The sequence below is a fragment of the Stutzerimonas stutzeri genome (assembly GCF_024448935.1).
In the GTDB taxonomy this organism is placed as follows: Bacteria; Pseudomonadota; Gammaproteobacteria; order Pseudomonadales; family Pseudomonadaceae; genus Stutzerimonas; species Stutzerimonas stutzeri_AO.
Map to the genome: position 1 here is coordinate 1 of NZ_JAMOIE010000030.1, position 14,429 is coordinate 14,429.

At 61.6% G+C, this 14,429-nt stretch carries 17 protein-coding genes; 6 read left to right on the top strand and 11 right to left on the bottom strand.

All coding sequences use genetic code 11. From position 1 onward, the window contains the following. Positions 1-296 precede the first annotated feature (296 nt). The 3 genes from NA637_RS10730 to NA637_RS10740 form a co-directional block, all read right to left on the bottom strand. Positions 297-992, bottom strand: coding sequence for a DUF2057 family protein (locus NA637_RS10730; RefSeq protein WP_256072251.1), 696 nt, complete (start codon positions 990-992; stop codon positions 297-299). A gap of 154 nt (positions 993-1,146) precedes the next feature. Then, a complete protein-coding gene (locus NA637_RS10735) occupies positions 1,147-2,202 on the bottom strand; it encodes a porin (protein WP_256072252.1) in 1,056 nt (351 codons plus the stop codon). 324 nt (positions 2,203-2,526) lie between these two features. Continuing rightward, positions 2,527-3,648, bottom strand: a complete 1,122-nt coding sequence (locus NA637_RS10740) for a beta-ketoacyl-ACP synthase III (RefSeq protein WP_256072253.1) — start codon at positions 3,646-3,648, stop codon at positions 2,527-2,529. Between the two features lie 270 nt (positions 3,649-3,918). Here NA637_RS10740 and NA637_RS10745 point away from each other — a divergent pair, with 270 nt between their 5' ends. Next, positions 3,919-4,449, top strand: coding sequence for a hypothetical protein (locus tag NA637_RS10745; protein WP_256072254.1), 531 nt, complete (start codon positions 3,919-3,921; stop codon positions 4,447-4,449). Between the two features lies 1 nt (position 4,450). Here NA637_RS10745 and NA637_RS10750 read toward each other — a convergent pair whose 3' ends face one another. Continuing rightward, a complete protein-coding gene (locus tag NA637_RS10750) occupies positions 4,451-4,663 on the bottom strand; it encodes a DUF3820 family protein (RefSeq protein WP_046162487.1) in 213 nt (70 codons plus the stop codon). Positions 4,664-4,850: 187 nt separating this feature from the next. Here NA637_RS10750 and NA637_RS10755 point away from each other — a divergent pair, with 187 nt between their 5' ends. The 3 genes from NA637_RS10755 (at position 4,851) to NA637_RS10765 (ending at position 8,351) form a co-directional block, all read left to right on the top strand. Beyond that, positions 4,851-5,384, top strand: a complete 534-nt coding sequence (locus tag NA637_RS10755; RefSeq protein ID WP_256072255.1) for an ankyrin repeat domain-containing protein — start codon at positions 4,851-4,853, stop codon at positions 5,382-5,384. A gap of 735 nt (positions 5,385-6,119) precedes the next feature. After that, positions 6,120-7,343: an MFS transporter gene (locus NA637_RS10760; protein WP_256072256.1), complete on the top strand. Its 1,224-nt coding sequence runs from the start codon at positions 6,120-6,122 to the stop codon at positions 7,341-7,343. A gap of 60 nt (positions 7,344-7,403) precedes the next feature. Further along, positions 7,404-8,351: an alpha/beta hydrolase gene (locus NA637_RS10765; RefSeq protein ID WP_256072257.1), complete on the top strand. Its 948-nt coding sequence runs from the start codon at positions 7,404-7,406 to the stop codon at positions 8,349-8,351. Between the two features lie 38 nt (positions 8,352-8,389). Here NA637_RS10765 and NA637_RS10770 read toward each other — a convergent pair whose 3' ends face one another. The 4 genes from NA637_RS10770 to NA637_RS10785 all read right to left on the bottom strand — a co-directional run bounded on the left by NA637_RS10770 (position 8,390) and on the right by NA637_RS10785 (position 11,091). Further along, entirely contained in the window at positions 8,390-9,292 is a 903-nt protein-coding gene (locus NA637_RS10770) for an alpha/beta fold hydrolase (RefSeq protein ID WP_256072258.1), read from the bottom strand. A gap of 178 nt (positions 9,293-9,470) precedes the next feature. Beyond that, entirely contained in the window at positions 9,471-9,749 is a 279-nt protein-coding gene (locus NA637_RS25690) for a hypothetical protein (protein ID WP_256072259.1), read from the bottom strand. An 83-nt stretch (positions 9,750-9,832) separates the two neighbouring features. Further along, positions 9,833-10,741 carry a cation diffusion facilitator family transporter gene (locus tag NA637_RS10780; protein WP_256072260.1) on the bottom strand — a complete coding sequence of 303 codons (909 nt, stop codon included), beginning with the start codon at positions 10,739-10,741 and terminating at the stop codon, positions 9,833-9,835. Between the two features lie 80 nt (positions 10,742-10,821). Next, positions 10,822-11,091: a metal/formaldehyde-sensitive transcriptional repressor gene (locus NA637_RS10785; RefSeq protein ID WP_256072261.1), complete on the bottom strand. Its 270-nt coding sequence runs from the start codon at positions 11,089-11,091 to the stop codon at positions 10,822-10,824. Between the two features lie 150 nt (positions 11,092-11,241). Here NA637_RS10785 and NA637_RS10790 point away from each other — a divergent pair, with 150 nt between their 5' ends. Next, positions 11,242-12,615 (top strand): MFS transporter, encoded by a 1,374-nt coding sequence (locus NA637_RS10790; protein ID WP_256072262.1) that lies wholly within the window; start codon positions 11,242-11,244, stop codon positions 12,613-12,615. A gap of 217 nt (positions 12,616-12,832) precedes the next feature. On the opposite strand, the gene NA637_RS10795 is transcribed toward NA637_RS10790, so the two are convergent. The 3 genes from NA637_RS10795 to NA637_RS10805 form a co-directional block, all read right to left on the bottom strand. Continuing rightward, positions 12,833-13,261: a 3-isopropylmalate dehydratase gene (locus NA637_RS10795; protein WP_256072263.1), complete on the bottom strand. Its 429-nt coding sequence runs from the start codon at positions 13,259-13,261 to the stop codon at positions 12,833-12,835. Positions 13,262-13,346: 85 nt separating this feature from the next. Continuing rightward, positions 13,347-13,568 carry a hypothetical protein gene (locus NA637_RS10800; protein WP_256072264.1) on the bottom strand — a complete coding sequence of 74 codons (222 nt, stop codon included), beginning with the start codon at positions 13,566-13,568 and terminating at the stop codon, positions 13,347-13,349. Between the two features lie 49 nt (positions 13,569-13,617). Next, complete coding sequence (locus tag NA637_RS10805) at positions 13,618-13,770, bottom strand: hypothetical protein (RefSeq protein ID WP_256072265.1); 153 nt, start codon at positions 13,768-13,770, stop codon at positions 13,618-13,620. 201 nt (positions 13,771-13,971) lie between these two features. On the opposite strand from NA637_RS10805, the gene NA637_RS10810 reads away from it, so the two are divergent. Further along, positions 13,972-14,364: a hypothetical protein gene (locus tag NA637_RS10810; protein ID WP_256072266.1), complete on the top strand. Its 393-nt coding sequence runs from the start codon at positions 13,972-13,974 to the stop codon at positions 14,362-14,364. The last annotated feature ends 65 nt before the right edge of the window (positions 14,365-14,429 follow it).

Sequence of the window (14,429 nt, forward strand, 5' to 3'; positions counted from 1 at the left end):
GAGAGGGGCGTTTAAGCTCCGCCGCCTCTCCATCATGAAAAAGGGGAAAGGCAATGCCTCTTGTCCGGTGTGGCAGTGCTGAATCTCAACAGCTCCTGGCAGGCCGTTGAAAAACGTAGGCGAGGCAGGCAAGACAAGGCAAAAAGGACCGAGGAAGCGGACCGGGCTCGCGATCGAGTTTACTGTTGTAAACGAGCATTGTGACCGGGCTGGCGATCCAGGGCCTTTTTAACGCGGGATTGCCAACGCAGGTAGCTGTCAACAGCCTGCCAGAGCAAAAACGCGACTCCATACGCTTACTGCTGGGCCCACTTCAAGAACGCCTCGCGGCTTTGCGGAGTCAGCATGTTCCACATCTGCTGCAGGGTGGTCAGGGTCGCATCGCTGTGTGGCAGGGTAGCCGTCGCCGAGGGCGTCTGGCGCAACGTCACTGCCGGGGTGGCCGGCTCGGCTGCAGCACCCAAGGGGGAAACGGTGGAGGCTTCGGGGGCGACTTCGCTTGAACCCATCATCGCGCTGAGCACGGACGTATTGCGGTTGCCGGCCTGCGCCTCATGGCGTTCGCCCGTGCGGGTGTTCTCTGCCCAGGCGGGAAAATCGGTCTCGAACTCACGGGCCTCGGCCAGGTTCTGCGGACGATCGAACCCCAGGCGCCATACTTCCCCGGCCTTCCCCTCGAAGTTGAAGATGGCAGTGCGGCTGCGCACCACTTCATGGTCCATGCCGCCATTGATATCGAAGCCGTTCTTGTAGAAGGCTTGGACCTGATAGGCACCCGGTTGCAGATGCAGGCGCTTGTCCGAGGCGCCGAACATGGAGTTGGCGGCCGAATATGGCTGACCGTTGATGCTGCGGATTTCCAGCTCGCTGGGAACCACCAGCTCCAGCACCTGGCTCTCCGGCAATGGCGAACCGGCATACAGCTGAACAGGGGGCTGTTGGGCACAGGCTGCCAGCAGGCACGCCATGGCGATAACGAACAAACTGCGCATGAAAACTCCTAGGTGGGAAGACCCGCCGACTCGGCGGTCTGGATGCGATGACGATCAGGAAACAAGAATAAGTCGTAAAGATGTCAGTTAAATGACAAACCGGGCTGCCCCTGAGGGAACAGCCCGGTTCGTTTGACCTGCCCCGCGACGCGGATCAGAAGTCGTAGCGCAGACCTACGGAGAGGCCGGTAGGCTCTTCACCGAACGCAGTGGCCGGTCTCACGTTTGCCGAACGGGCTTGTTCCCATGGTACCTGGTTGGAGTTGTCGTCGTTATCGATCATCGCATAGTTGGCATAAACACGAACGGCCTTGTCCAGCTTGTGCTCGACACCCACCACCCACATATCGGCGTCGGCGTTGTTGGCGTCGGAGTCGCGGGTCATCCACATGGCTTTCAGAGCAGTGTTCTTGGCCACCGCGAATTCGCCGCCCATACCGTAGACATCGGACGACCACGCATCGCTCTTGGCTTTAACCGGTGAGTCATGGTCAACAGTCTGATAGAAGCCCACCAGCTTGAAGGCATCGGTGAGCTTGTAGGCGGCAGCGGCACGGATGCCATCACGTTCGCCACGAGAGGCATCTTCTTCTACCTGCTCGTATGCCAGGGAGGCCTCCAGCGGGCCGCCTGCATAGTTCAGCGACATGCTGAAAGCATCGCTGTCTTCGTCCTCGACAGCCCACTGCCCTTCATACATCGAGTAGGCCAGTTTGGCATTGAAACCACTCATGGTCGGGGTGGTGTACTGGATGGTGTTGTCATAACGCTCGTCGAAGCGGCCATTGCCGAAACGAGTCAGGTTACGCATGTCACCAACCTGGTCACCGAACAGGTTCGCCGGGCCGCGGGCTACCTTGAACGGGCTGTCGAAACGACCTATCTGCACTGCGCCGATGTCGTTGCTGCGCAGGCCGACAAAAGTGTCGCGAGTGGCGAAGTCCGTGCTGTCACCATCGCTACTGCCACTGGTGAAGCTGATCTGCTGCTCGATCTGGAAGAAGGCTTCCAGATTCGGATTGATCTGGTGATCGCCCTTGAAACCCAGGCGCGAAGCGTTGCTCGACAGGTTGGTTTCGGAATAGTCGTCGCCATCATCCAGGTAATCTACCGATATGTGTGCACGGCCGTAGAACGACACATCGGCCATTGCCACAGCAGGCACCGCCATCGCAGCACCAACACCAATCGCAATCAACTTCTTCTTCATCAGGGAAAGCTCCTTCGTTTATGAAACGTCGTCCTGCGAATGACATGACGTCGTCTGTTTCAACGGAGGCGATTATCGGAAGCGGATATGACAGAAGGTTTGCTGCACCATGACATTTCAAATATCAGGGAACTTATGGGCGAGTGGCGTTGCAGAGCGATTCGGCGGAGCAGCCAATGGGGGTCGGAATAAACGGCTTCATTTTCGAAGCTTCCGCTTGCCCGCACTCAATGCTGGAGCCCACGTCCCGTATGGTTAGGAAAGAGACGCAGGCATGGGAACAAAAATTGCCGACATCGAAGCAGCGCAGCGGGTTGGGAGGGCTCAGCGCCTGCGCAAAATCACGCTACCGATCGAGTAACCGGCACCGAACGAGCTGAGCACACCGAGGCTGCCGGCCGGCAGGTCGTCCTGATGCTTGTGGAACGCGATCACCGAACCGGCCGAACTGGTGTTGGCGTAGGTGTCGAGAATGACGGGCGCTTCCTTCGGACCGGCATCGCGGCCGAGCAACTTGCGCACGATCAGCTGGTTCATGTTCAGGTTGGCCTGATGCAGCCAGAAGCGCTTGACCTCGCTGACCTCGATTTCGTTTTCCTTCAGATGCTCGCCGATCAGCTCGGCCACCATCGGGCAGACTTCCTTGAACACCTTGCGCCCTTCCTGAACGAACAGCTTGTCCGGGTTGGTCATGTATTGCTCGGCGCCGCGATTGAGAAAGCCGAAGTTGTTGCGGATGTTGTTGGAGAACTCCGTCGCCAGTTTGGTGCTCACGACCGCCCATTGATACGCCGAAGTCGCCCGATCGTCACGCTCGACAATCACCGCCGTGCAGGCATCGCCGAAAATGAAATGGCTGTCTCGGTCGCGAAAGTTCAAGTGGCCGGTGCAGATCTCCGGGTTGACCATCAGTACTGCTCGCGCCTGCCCCAGTTGAACCGAGTTGGCGGCGATCTGGATACCGAAGGTCGCCGAAGAACAGGCGACGTTCATGTCGAAGCCGAACCCCTTGATACCCAGTGCCGCTTGCACTTCGACGGCGACTGCCGGGTAGGGGCGCTGCAGATTGGAGCAGGCAACGATCACCCCGCCGATGTCAGCTGCGCTTTTGCCGGCACGCTCAAGGGCTTGCTGAGCGGCCTTGACCGACATCTCGCAGAGGATCGACCACTGGTCATTGCTGCGCTCGGGAATGCGCGGAACCATGCGATCCGGATCGAGGATGCCGGCTTTGTCGATAACGAAGCGGCTCTTGATGCCGGACGCCTTCTCGATGAACGCCGAGCTGGATTCCGGCATCGGCTGGATCTCACCCGCCTCGATCGCTGCGGCATTTTCATCATTGAAACGACGCGAGTAGGTGTTGAACGACTCGACCAGTTCGTCGTTGGAAATGCTCTGGGCAGGGGTGTAAAGGCCGGTACCACTGATGACGACGTTATGCACAGTCGTTCCTCTTGAATATTGGCTGATCGTTGTCTGGCGTCGGAACAGAGCGATGCCGGCCAGCGCCGATCGCCATCGTCATCCCGCGTCCGTTTATATGGCGGCTATTGTGCACGAAAACTGAACAGAATCTGCAGCGCAGCGTGTAAAAGCAGCCAAAGGTTATCGAGGCACGACGGTGGCCATCGCGGCTGCCCAGAAGCCAGCAGGCAGGGCCCTGGCAGGCTTTCGGTTATCCTTGTGCTCCCCGCACCGCAGGAATGTTTCCCCATGAAAGACCCACTCGCCGAACTGATCCGTCTGATCAGTTCGGGCTGCATGAGCGAAGACGAGATCAACCGGCTCGCTGACGAAGCGGCTCAAGCCTATGCCGACCCCCAGGCCTTTCTGCAGGCCAACCCGGACATCATCTACGACGATGGCTTCCCCATCCCGCTGGGCGAATGGATGATCGTCGGCAGCCTGCCGGATACCGTGCTGTTCCAGGCCGATGATTACCAGGCGCTGTTCGAGCAGATTGTCGGTTCGTTCGGCCCGAACGTGAATTTCATTCTCAAGCCCAAGCAATTGGCCAAGACCGAGCCATTGAAGGCGCTCAACCGCATCCAGACCCAGCTCAGCAGCCTTTACCCGGAAAAAGGCGGTTACGTGCTGGTGGACTTCAGCGAGCCACTGGACGATGAGTTGCAGGCCGTACTCGTCTATACCTGCGACATCGAGCGGGTCATGGCCCTGGCGGTAGAAGTGGGTATCTACGCCGCGCCCGCGCCGGCGGCGCTACAGGCCCAGAGCCAGGCGTGAATCAGCGGCGACGCAATGGCTCGAGCAGCGGCGACAGACCGTTGTGGTCGATCTCCTGCATCAGCGCCAGCAGCTGACCCAGATCCCCGGGCGGGAAGCCGACCCGGGCGAACCAGTTCAGGTAGTTGCCCGGAAGATCCGCGATCAGCCGGCCCTTGTATTTGCCGTAGGGCATGGTCTGGGTCACCAGGCGTTCGAGGTCTTCAGCTTTCATTGCAGCAATTCATCGGCAGATGGGCGGCAAATACTGCCATAGCCGATCTGGCCGTGCAGCCTTGCGCCCGTTTCGCACATTTGCGCGACCTGTCGGTCGGATACAAACGCAGTCGCCAGTGCAAACCGCTTGGCAGCTCGACGCGTCTGCGCCGCTGCGCCCAACTCTGAAAGCCGAGGACCTCAAGATGACGGATCAACCGAGCCCCAAGCCCGAACTGGACGACGCCGCGCTGGCGTTCGCCGCTCAGGTTTTCGAAAGCGCCCGCAGCGGTGATGCCGAACGCCTCACCGACCTGCTCGGTCGCGGCTTGCCGGCCAACATTCGCAACCACAATGGCGACAGCCTGTTGATGCTCGCCAGTTACCACGGCCATCTCGACGCCTCGCGCGTGCTGCTGGAGAACGGTGCCGACCCCCAGCTGCGCAACGACAAGGGCCAGAGTCCGCTGGCGGGCGCTGCCTTCAAGGGCAACCTGCGAATGGCGCGACTGCTGCTCGATCAGGGTGCCGATGTCGAAAGCGCCTCGCCCGACGGCAAGACCGCCCTGATGATGGCGGCCATGTTCAATCGCAGTGACATTGTCGAACTGTTACTGGCACGCGGCGCAGACCCAAGTCGCGCCGACATGAACGGCGTGACGCCTCTGGCCGCTGCGCAAGCCATGGGCGCCCAGGACACAGCCAAACTGCTAGCCGAAGCCGTTGCTGCCTGCAGCTGAGTTCCAGCTTCGCAGCGTCTGGATGACGTCTCTCCAGTACCCAACGCACCGCACATCAGACGGCTGCAGCGATCAGTAACCGTGACCTGGCCAACCGCCGAGCTGGCCGGCACCGGTCAAACAGAAGAGCTCATGAGCATCGAAACGCTATCGATCGAAGGCATCGCCGCGCCCGTGACGCGTATAGGCTTGGGCACCTGGCCATCGGTGGCTGGATGTGGGGCGCGCGGATGACAACCGCTCCGTCAGCACCACTCGCAGCGCCCTGGAGCGTGGCATCTACCTGATCGACACCGCACCGGTAACCTGCTGGCCGTTCTCCGGATCAATCATCGCATGGTCGAGCTGTCGCTGACCGAGAATCGCCGTGGACGCTCCGCAGCCTGCGCCAACGCGGAGCGGAAAAGACCAGAAGGGAGCAATCGACCGGCTCACGGAGTCCTCCATCCACTGTATCGTGCGTGATGAGACTGACGTCCCGGCCCGGGAGATACTTGAAGTCATGCAACAGATGCAGCACGACGGCGAGTTCGAGGCGATCCTGGCGGAGTACCGATACCGCTCGGCCTCGCATGCTCAACCTTGGTTGCGTCATAAGCGCGCTCGGCCCTCTCGATCCCGAGACGAACTTCAACCTTCGATCGCTGCCTACCTATCCGCGTATTCCCGCTAGCCCAGCGTCGCTCGACGCAAGCGGCGCGTGTCCGTTAATCGACCCATCCCGTTGAGGCACCGATGACCCAAGTGAACGCCACAGGCAAGTCGAAATTATCGGCGCGCGCCATATTGCTGATCGAACTGGCCCTGGCCATGGGTGGGTTCGCCATCGGTACCGGCGAATTCGCCATCATGGGACTGATGCCCAACGTCGCGCAGGGGCTGGGGATCAGCGAGCCGCAAGTGGGCCATGTGATCAGCACCTATGCCCTGGGTGTCGTGGTAGGCGCGCCGCTGCTGGCGATCCTCGGCTCGCGGATGTTCCGCCGGCACCTGCTGTTGCTCCTGATGGGCTTTTTCGCGCTGGGCAATTTCGCCAGCGCCATGGCACCGGATTACCACTCGTTGATGCTGTTTCGCTTCATCGCCGGCCTGCCCCACGGGGCCTATTTCGGCGTGGCGATGCTGGTCGCCGCCTCGATGGTTGCACCTGACCAGCGGGCCAAGGCGGTCAGCCGCGTGCTGGCGGGCCTCACCATCGCCATGCTGATCGGCAATCCCACCGCCACCTGGCTGGGGCAGTGGCTCAGCTGGCGCTGGGCGTTTGGTCTGGTTGGAATGATTGCGCTGCTGACGGTGCTGTTCGTGGCGATCTTCCTGCCGCTCGACCGCAGCGAGCCGCGTAACAACCCGATGCGCGAACTGCGTGATTTCAATCGAAAACCGGTGTGGCTGGCGCTGGCCATCAGTTCGATCGATTTCGCTGGCATGTTCTGCGTGTTCAGCTACCTGGCACCAACCATGCTGGAGGTCACTGGCGTCAGCGAGAAGCGGATCCCGGTGGGCCTGGCCGCTTTCGGCCTGGGCGGCATTGTCGGCAACCTCTTTGGCGGCTGGTTGTTCGACAAGCTGGGGTTCAAGGCTGTCGCCTGGCTGTTGCTGTGGAGCATTCTGGTGCTACTGGTGTTTCCGCTCGCTGCGCATTCGCTGTGGACGATCCTCCCAGCCGCGTTTGCGGTAGGCACCATGGTGTCGCTCGGCCCGGCCCTGCAGACCCACCTGATGGACGTGACCGGCGAGGCCCAGACGCTTGGAGCCGCGTCCAATCATTCAGCCTTCAACGTCGCCAACGCCCTCGGGCCGTGGCTGGGCGGGCTGGCGATCAGCGCGGGGCTTGGCTGGACCTCGACTGGCTACATCGGCGCCGCGACCGGCGCCGTCGGCCTGCTGGTGTTCTGGTGGGCCTGGATCGCAAGCAGTGGAAGCGAAGAAACCAGGGGAGCCGTCACCGCCTGCGATTGAGCTGCGTGCCTATCCAGCTGGCCGCTCAATGTCGATTCCAGAAGGAGAGCGTGCCGCTGCATGTCGAAATTGCCATTTTTCCGCACCCGAGCCCGCAGCTTTGTTTCGCTGATCGTCGCCGCAGTGTTCACCCTGCTGCCCGTCGGCTGCTCGATGCTCGAACAAAAAGAGCGCGAACTGGTGTTTCGTATCGAGCCCGGTACCGCCAGCTGGTACCGCGGCCTACCAGGCGGTGTGGAGGAGCTGGAGTTGAGCGCGCCTGCATTCGGCGACAGCCAGAACATCCACGCATGGTGGTGGCCGGCTGACGAGCGAGACGCGCCGGCAATTCTCTATCTGCACGGCTCTCGCTGGAACCTCACCGGACACCTGTTCCGGCTCGAACAGATACGTTCACTGGGCTTCTCCGTGTTGGCAATCGACTATCGAGGCTTTGGCCAAAGCCTCGGCGAGCTGCCGTCGGAAGCCAGCGTATATGAGGATGCGCGTATCGCCTGGGACCATCTGAAAACCCTGCAGCCCGATGCGGACAAGCGTCTGATCTATGGCCATTCGCTGGGTGGTGCGGTGGCGGTGGACCTCGCCGCCGAGCTGGGACGCGAAGCCGAACGCCGTGGCGAAGCGCCGGAAGCGCGTGCGCTGATCGTCGAATCCACCTTTACCAGCCTGGCCGATATCGCAACGGAGGTAGCCGACACGCCCTGGCCAGTCCGCTGGCTGGTGTCGCAGAAATTCGACTCCATCGACAAGATCGACCAGGTCGGCATGCCGCTGTTACTGGTCCATGGCACGGCTGATCAATACGTGCCGGCGCGCTTCAGCGAAGAACTCTTCGCCGCCGCTCAGAACCCCAAACAGCTACTGCTGATCGAGGGCGGCAACCACAACAACGCCATGCGCGTGGGCCGCCGCGCCTATGCAAACGCGGTCCGCCAGCTGTTGAACGCGCCTGTCGTGCACAGCGCCGATGAACAGCCGCATCCAGGCACCCGGGCCAACCGCAGTTAGCGCCGTTTTCGCCGCCAGACAGGCCTGCAGCGTCGCGCTCAGCACGCCTCGCTGACGGAGGGTTGCGCGTCGCCCGACCAGGGATTGCGACCTTCCCCGATCCAGTCCAGACTTGCCTGCCAGAAGCCGTCTCGATGGCGCTCCCGAAACAGATCGAAGTGGCCGACCTGCTCCATGCCCAGCACAGCGGGACTCAGTTGGACCTGCTGCACCGCGGCGTTGCGGTAGTAGGCCAGCCCGCGGGCGATCGCCGGGGGCGTGCCGTACTCGTCGTCGCTCAGGCTCACCGCCAGGATCGGCACGCTGATCGCGGCAAAGCGGCGTAGCACCTCGGCCCGCTCATGCTCCGGATAGCTCTGTTCCAACCGCGACCGGCGGAATGCCCATTCGCACGCGACGCCTGCGGGCAGGTCTTCCAGCCAGCCCAGTCGGCGGCCGGGAAAATATCCGCACAGCGCCGTCACCGCGGGCATGAACAGGTGCCACTTGGCAAACATCCGCCAGCGTTGCGCGGCGGCATAGTCGCGCCAGTAGGCATATTGCGCGCCCACACTGAGAAAGCGATCGACCTCGGTAGCGGACTCGGCAAAACCCGGCAGAAAACCACCGATGCTATGACCGACGGCCACCAATGGCCCGTCGGGATCACGCTGACGCATCCAGCGCACCGCCGCATCAAAGTCCAGATCGCCCCAGTCGCGCCAACGGATGGTCGCCTTTCGCAAGCTGGCCGGGCGTGACCCGCCGATACCGCGATAGTCATACGTCAGCACCGCATAGCCGCGTTCGCGCAGGAACCCGGCGTAGCGCGCGTAATACCGCGCCAGCACACCGGTGGCGCTGCTGACGATCACCGAGCCACGTGCCTGTCCCGGTGGCAGCCAGAGTTGCGCAGCGAGCGGGTAGCCGTCGCGGCAATGCAGAGAAAGTTGCTTGGGCATGGTCACGTTTCGTTCTGGAGTCTTCTACATCCTTGCCTATCGGAGCGGGTCTTGCCAATGACCGGGACGGGAAAACACCCTGGCCGGAGCGACCTTTTGACCTCCGATCACAGCAGTGTCTGGCTCGATACCGGCGCATAGCGCCCAATGCCGAACGCAGCGCTGGCTCAGCACCCGCTCAAGCAGCTGGTGTATGGCCGCCCTGCCGCTTCGCTTTGGCGCAACCCGTGTAGATCCGGCCGTTCGGCTCTTCATCTTGATTGCTCACTGCGGCAAAAGCCGTTATCGAGGTTCCATGCAAGGCGATCAGCCTGATCGAATTCGCCGCGCTCGCTGCCACCCAGGGCGGTTCGTGTGGAATCGCCGGCGTTACGACATCGTCGCCCTTGCCGCCTTGCTGGTGGTTACCCTGGCCGGCATCGTGCCGCCGGAAAAGGCGTCCAGAGGCCTTGCCCATCCGGCCGTGATCTCCGTTGCTGCAGCGGTGGTGCTCAGCTGCGGCTTGCTCAATGCGGGTGTGGTGGATTCGCTGTCGGTTGTTTACCTATTCCACATATCAGCCCCGCAATCGGGATCGACATCACAGGCTTGGCGAATAGCGGCATCCTCGGGTTGTAGGGTGCTGTGCTCGATATCGAAACGCTCCCGCAAGATCATTTGCAGCTGCGGCAGTAGCTCCTCCCATCGCTCCATCGCGTCCACATCGACATGCGCCGCCAGAGCCTGGCTGTTTGATGACAGGCTCCAGATATGCATGTCATGAATAGCGCAGACACCGTCGACCCGGACTAGCGCGCAGCCGACTTCATGGGCATCGATTCCTTTTGGCACGCCTTCCATCAACACGTGCGTCACCTCACGCAGTAGTCGAATGGCGGAGAACAGAATCAATAGGCTAACGAAAAGAGACAGGATCGGGTCCGCAACGGGCGGCCCGCCCAGATAAATGATCGCACCGGCAACCAGCGCAGCGACCGAGCCCAGCAAGTCTCCCATCACATGCAGGAACGCTCCGCGAACGTTTATGGTTTGCTCTCCACGCATCAGCACCCATGCCACTATGATATTCACCAGCAAGCCGAGCCCGCCAATCGCCAAAACCATGCCACCGGCAACGGCGGGTGTATCTGCCATGCGGCGGATCGCCTCGTAGGCGATGAAGACAATCACCCCGAACATAAACAGCACGTTGAACAGGGCGCCGAGAATTTCCGCGCGCTTGAGGCCGAAGGAGTGCCGGCGCGAGGCCGGTTTTTTGGCCAGCCAAGCGGCGAAGGCACCAACCCCTAACGACAATGAATCGGTCAGCATGTGGCCTGCGTCCGACAACAGGGCGAGCGAATCCGCTATCAGGCCGCCGAACACTTCGACAGCTGCAAAACCTGTGGTGAATACCAATGCGAACAGCAAGGTCTTGCCGCCACCGTGGCTATGACTGTGTTCTGACATTGTTGCCTCCTTCCTTATCGTGCCTCGAGACTCCGGCGGGCTGCTCTCTGGGCCTTCTGTGCGCCAGGCTTCTTTCTGTCCTATTTGAGGTAGGACTTGATCACCTGTAGTACCGCATCCAGGTCCTGTTGCCGCTGCTCCAGCTCGGGTTCCCTGACAACGTGATCAGTCAGGTGTCCCTCAATGATGGCTGCCATCAGCCCATTCACCGCCCCGCGAATCGCGGCGGCCTGTTGTAGAACGGCAGTGCAATCTCCCTCCTTGTCAAGTTGTCTTTCCAGTGCGGCTGCCTGCCCCTGAATGCGTCGAACACGCATTAGCAACTTCGCTTTGTCTTTGATCGTATGCATCTGGCCATCTCTTTGAGGACAAAATTTATACAAGGGAGGGCGATATATGGATACTAGGGGGTAGTATGCTGGCTTGCAAGAAAGATAAATGTGAACCGTTCTACCCTGGCATGCCGCCTATAACCGACAGCAACGCCTCGAGGAGGAGCCATGCTCCAAGTGCTGAGTTTCCGTCGTTACCGCCATTTATTCCTGGCTCAGGTTATCGCCCTCGTCGGTACCGGGCTGACGACGGTCGCCCTGGCGCTGCTGGCCCATGAGCTGGCGGCCGGGCAGGCGGGGATCGTGCTGGGTACGGCGCTGGCCATCAAGATGGTGGCCTATGTGTGCATCGCACCACTAGCCGGGGCCTATGCCTCGCGTCTGCCGCGCCGCGCTCTGCTGGTCGGCCTGGACCTGCTGAGGGCGTCCGTGGTCTGCGCGCTGCCCTTCGTCACCGAAATCTGGCAGATCTATGGGCTGATCTTCCTGCTCAATGCCGCCTCGGCAGGCTTCACCCCGCTGTTCCAGGCGACGATTCCCGATCTCCTCGAGGACGAGGAGCAGTACACCCGGGCGCTGTCGCTGTCGCGGCTCGCCTATGACCTCGAGAACTTGCTCAGCCCCATGGCCGCCGCGGCACTGCTGATGGTGATGAGCTTCGATGTGCTGTTCCTGCTCAACGGGCTGGCCTTCCTGGTCTCGGCAGGCTTGGTCGTCTCGGTGGTCCTGCCGTCACCCCAAACTGCGGATGACGAAGCGCCGGGTGTCTGGCGCAAGGTCTCCCACGGCATGCGAATCTACTTGGAAACGCCCCGGCTGCGAGGGCTGCTGGCCCTGAACATGGCGGTGTCGGCCGCCGGGGCCATGCAGATCGTCAATACTGTGGTCTACGTCCGCTCCATCCTTGGCCTGGGCGAACAGGCGGTCGCCATGGCTTTCGCGGCGGTGGGGGGCGGCTCGATGCTGGTGGCCCTGCTGCTGCCGAAAGTGCTGGAGCGCACGCGAGAACGTCCGCTCATGCTCGCGGGCGGCGTTCTGATGACGCTAAGCCTCTTTCTGGGCCTGCTGGCCCCCGGGTTCGTGGGGTTGCTAGGGCTGTGGTTTCTGCTGGGCGCCGGCGCCTCGCTGGTCATGACGCCCGCCGGACGCCTGCTCAAGCAATCGTGTCACTCAGAGGACCGACCGGCGTTGTTCGCCGCGCAGTTCTCGCTGTCGCATGGCTGCTGGCTGGTGGCCTATCCGCTGGCCGGCTGGGTCGGGGTGCAGGTGGGCCTGATCGAGACCTTCGCCCTGCTGGGGGCGATCGCGCTGGTGTCGACGGCACTCGCGGCGCGTATCTGGCCGTCACGGGACCTGGTGGCGCTCGAGCATGATCACATGCCTGTCGAACACACTCACCTGCATTACCATGATGAACACCACCAGCATGAACATGAGGGCCGGGAGGGGCCGGAACCGCATCGCCATCCTCACTATCACCCGCTAGGCCGGCATCGGCACGCCTTGGTGATCGATGGCCATCACACGAAATGGCCGTCGTGACATGCAAATCACCGCTCCCAGGCAGGGCCACCATGACCTACAGCAAGGGCCTACCCTCGGTCGAGAAGAACTACGGGGTCGATCTATCAACTTTCTGGAGGATTAAGGGTTCGGGGAGCAGGAAGGCTCCATCAACCATTTAATCCCGGATACCCAATGTTTCTTCGTGATACCGCCTCGCGCCGGTGATCAAACAGGCAGGCGAGCGGCAGCGCTGCTACCGGGCGTCGACTTGCTGGATATCGAAGCCGATGCGGTTATCACTGCTGATGCGGAACTGCAGCGTTTCACCCGACTCGACCCGCGCCGCTTTCTCGCGCAGCAGATTGCCCTTGCCGCACAGCGTGTCGTCCTCAAGGTCCGATTCGATGCTGACGATGCGCATCCCGGCCGGCACCTGCAAGTGTGCCTGCTCGCCGACATGGATCCGTGCCGCCAGCCTGCGATCGACCATCACCGCCACGTAGCAGCCTCCGCCGCGAATGCCGAAGTCGCGCGTCACCACCAACTCGCCACCATTGGCCACAGGTGTCTGATAGCCACGCAGACGCTCTTCGGGTACTGGCGTGATGTCCTCCGGGTCCGCCTGCCAGGACGAGCAACCGGCCAAGGCCAACACAGGGATGAGGGCGAGCATCATGCGCATCAGGATTCTCCTGTCAGATAAGCGAAGCGGTGATGGTATGACAGGTGTGTTCGCCCACCCTGCGGAAATATGCGCTCACTTGGATCTAACGGGTCGACACCGGATGACTGCTGCCCGGATAATGCCGCTCTTCCTCCAGCGTTCCGTGGCGATCGTAGACCTCGACTGATGCGGTCTTGCCTTCCATCAGGCTGTCCAGCCCGGTGAACATTTCGTCCTTGGTCAGGGTGCGCAATACCGTTTCCCGGGATTGCTGATCGGTCAGCTCCCAGCCCATCGGGGTCGGGTTCAGGTGATACTTGTCCATCTGGCACTCCTGGGTGTGGCGCAGTTTCGGCTGCGCAGGTCATTTAACTTCAGCCGCGGCTGTCCTGGTCGTCATCGATCTCGCTGTCGTCGAAATCAGGATCCTCGCCTGCTTCCTTCTCGCCAGCATCGGTCATGGTGACGTCCGGCAGGTCCTCGGTCGGCTTGTTCTGCTCACGCTGAGTCTGGTCGCTCTGGTTCATGGCTACCTCGTTGCGTTGCTGCGATAGGGTCTAACCACTTGGAGCAACAGCCGGCCGACAGCGTTCGCCTGTTCAACCACCGGCGGTCCGATCAGCCCTACTTGATCGAAAGAATCCAGCATCCTTCCCAACTTGCGATTGCAGCGCCCCCCGGACTCCACCACACTGCCGACAATCCAATCTTTGACCGGAGCTGCTGCCATGCCTGCCACCCAAACCCCATCGCGCGACAGTATTCTGGCCGACCCGGATGCACTCAACTGCACCATCTACCGCGCTCACGAAACGGACCCGGATGGTGAAGAGCGCGACATGGGCGATGCCCGCGTGATCATCACCGGGCAGTTCGAGCCGCCGCAGGAGTGGGACGCCAAGGCGCGCGCCGACTATTTCGACGGGATGCCGGAAGACGCCTTCTTCACCGCTGTGTTCGCCAGCGAACCTGGCTCCGACTCAACAGGGTTCTTTACCGTCGAAGCCGACGATTATGCTGCCGTCACCGAACAGGACGGCAGCATCTCCATGTTCTATGTCTGCGAGCGGTTGGACGACGACAGCTACGTGCTGCTGCGCGAGGAAGACGACGACGAATAAACCACACGCCGGCGGTTACCGAACCCTCACCTCGCCAGCCGGGTCTGTCTTGTATAGGCAGACCC

Bases quoted from the DNA above. Each gene is read 5' to 3' on its own strand.
- NA637_RS10730 (WP_256072251.1), bottom strand. From the start codon at position 992: ATGCGCAGTTTGTTCGTTATCGCCATGGCGTGCCTGCTGGCAGCCTGT.
- NA637_RS10735 (WP_256072252.1), bottom strand. From the start codon at position 2,202: ATGAAGAAGAAGTTGATTGCGATTGGTGTTGGTGCTGCGATGGCGGTG.
- NA637_RS10745 (WP_256072254.1), top strand. From the start codon at position 3,919: ATGAAAGACCCACTCGCCGAACTGATCCGTCTGATCAGTTCGGGCTGC.
- NA637_RS10750 (WP_046162487.1), bottom strand. From the start codon at position 4,663: ATGAAAGCTGAAGACCTCGAACGCCTGGTGACCCAGACCATGCCCTAC.
- NA637_RS10755 (WP_256072255.1), top strand. From the start codon at position 4,851: ATGACGGATCAACCGAGCCCCAAGCCCGAACTGGACGACGCCGCGCTG.
- NA637_RS10760 (WP_256072256.1), top strand. From the start codon at position 6,120: ATGACCCAAGTGAACGCCACAGGCAAGTCGAAATTATCGGCGCGCGCC.
- NA637_RS10765 (WP_256072257.1), top strand. From the start codon at position 7,404: ATGTCGAAATTGCCATTTTTCCGCACCCGAGCCCGCAGCTTTGTTTCG.
- NA637_RS10770 (WP_256072258.1), bottom strand. From the start codon at position 9,292: ATGCCCAAGCAACTTTCTCTGCATTGCCGCGACGGCTACCCGCTCGCT.
- NA637_RS25690 (WP_256072259.1), bottom strand. From the start codon at position 9,749: ATGGGCAAGGCCTCTGGACGCCTTTTCCGGCGGCACGATGCCGGCCAG.
- NA637_RS10780 (WP_256072260.1), bottom strand. From the start codon at position 10,741: ATGTCAGAACACAGTCATAGCCACGGTGGCGGCAAGACCTTGCTGTTC.
- NA637_RS10785 (WP_256072261.1), bottom strand. From the start codon at position 11,091: ATGCATACGATCAAAGACAAAGCGAAGTTGCTAATGCGTGTTCGACGC.
- NA637_RS10790 (WP_256072262.1), top strand. From the start codon at position 11,242: ATGCTCCAAGTGCTGAGTTTCCGTCGTTACCGCCATTTATTCCTGGCT.
- NA637_RS10795 (WP_256072263.1), bottom strand. From the start codon at position 13,261: ATGCGCATGATGCTCGCCCTCATCCCTGTGTTGGCCTTGGCCGGTTGC.
- NA637_RS10800 (WP_256072264.1), bottom strand. From the start codon at position 13,568: ATGGACAAGTATCACCTGAACCCGACCCCGATGGGCTGGGAGCTGACC.
- NA637_RS10805 (WP_256072265.1), bottom strand. From the start codon at position 13,770: ATGAACCAGAGCGACCAGACTCAGCGTGAGCAGAACAAGCCGACCGAG.
- NA637_RS10810 (WP_256072266.1), top strand. From the start codon at position 13,972: ATGCCTGCCACCCAAACCCCATCGCGCGACAGTATTCTGGCCGACCCG.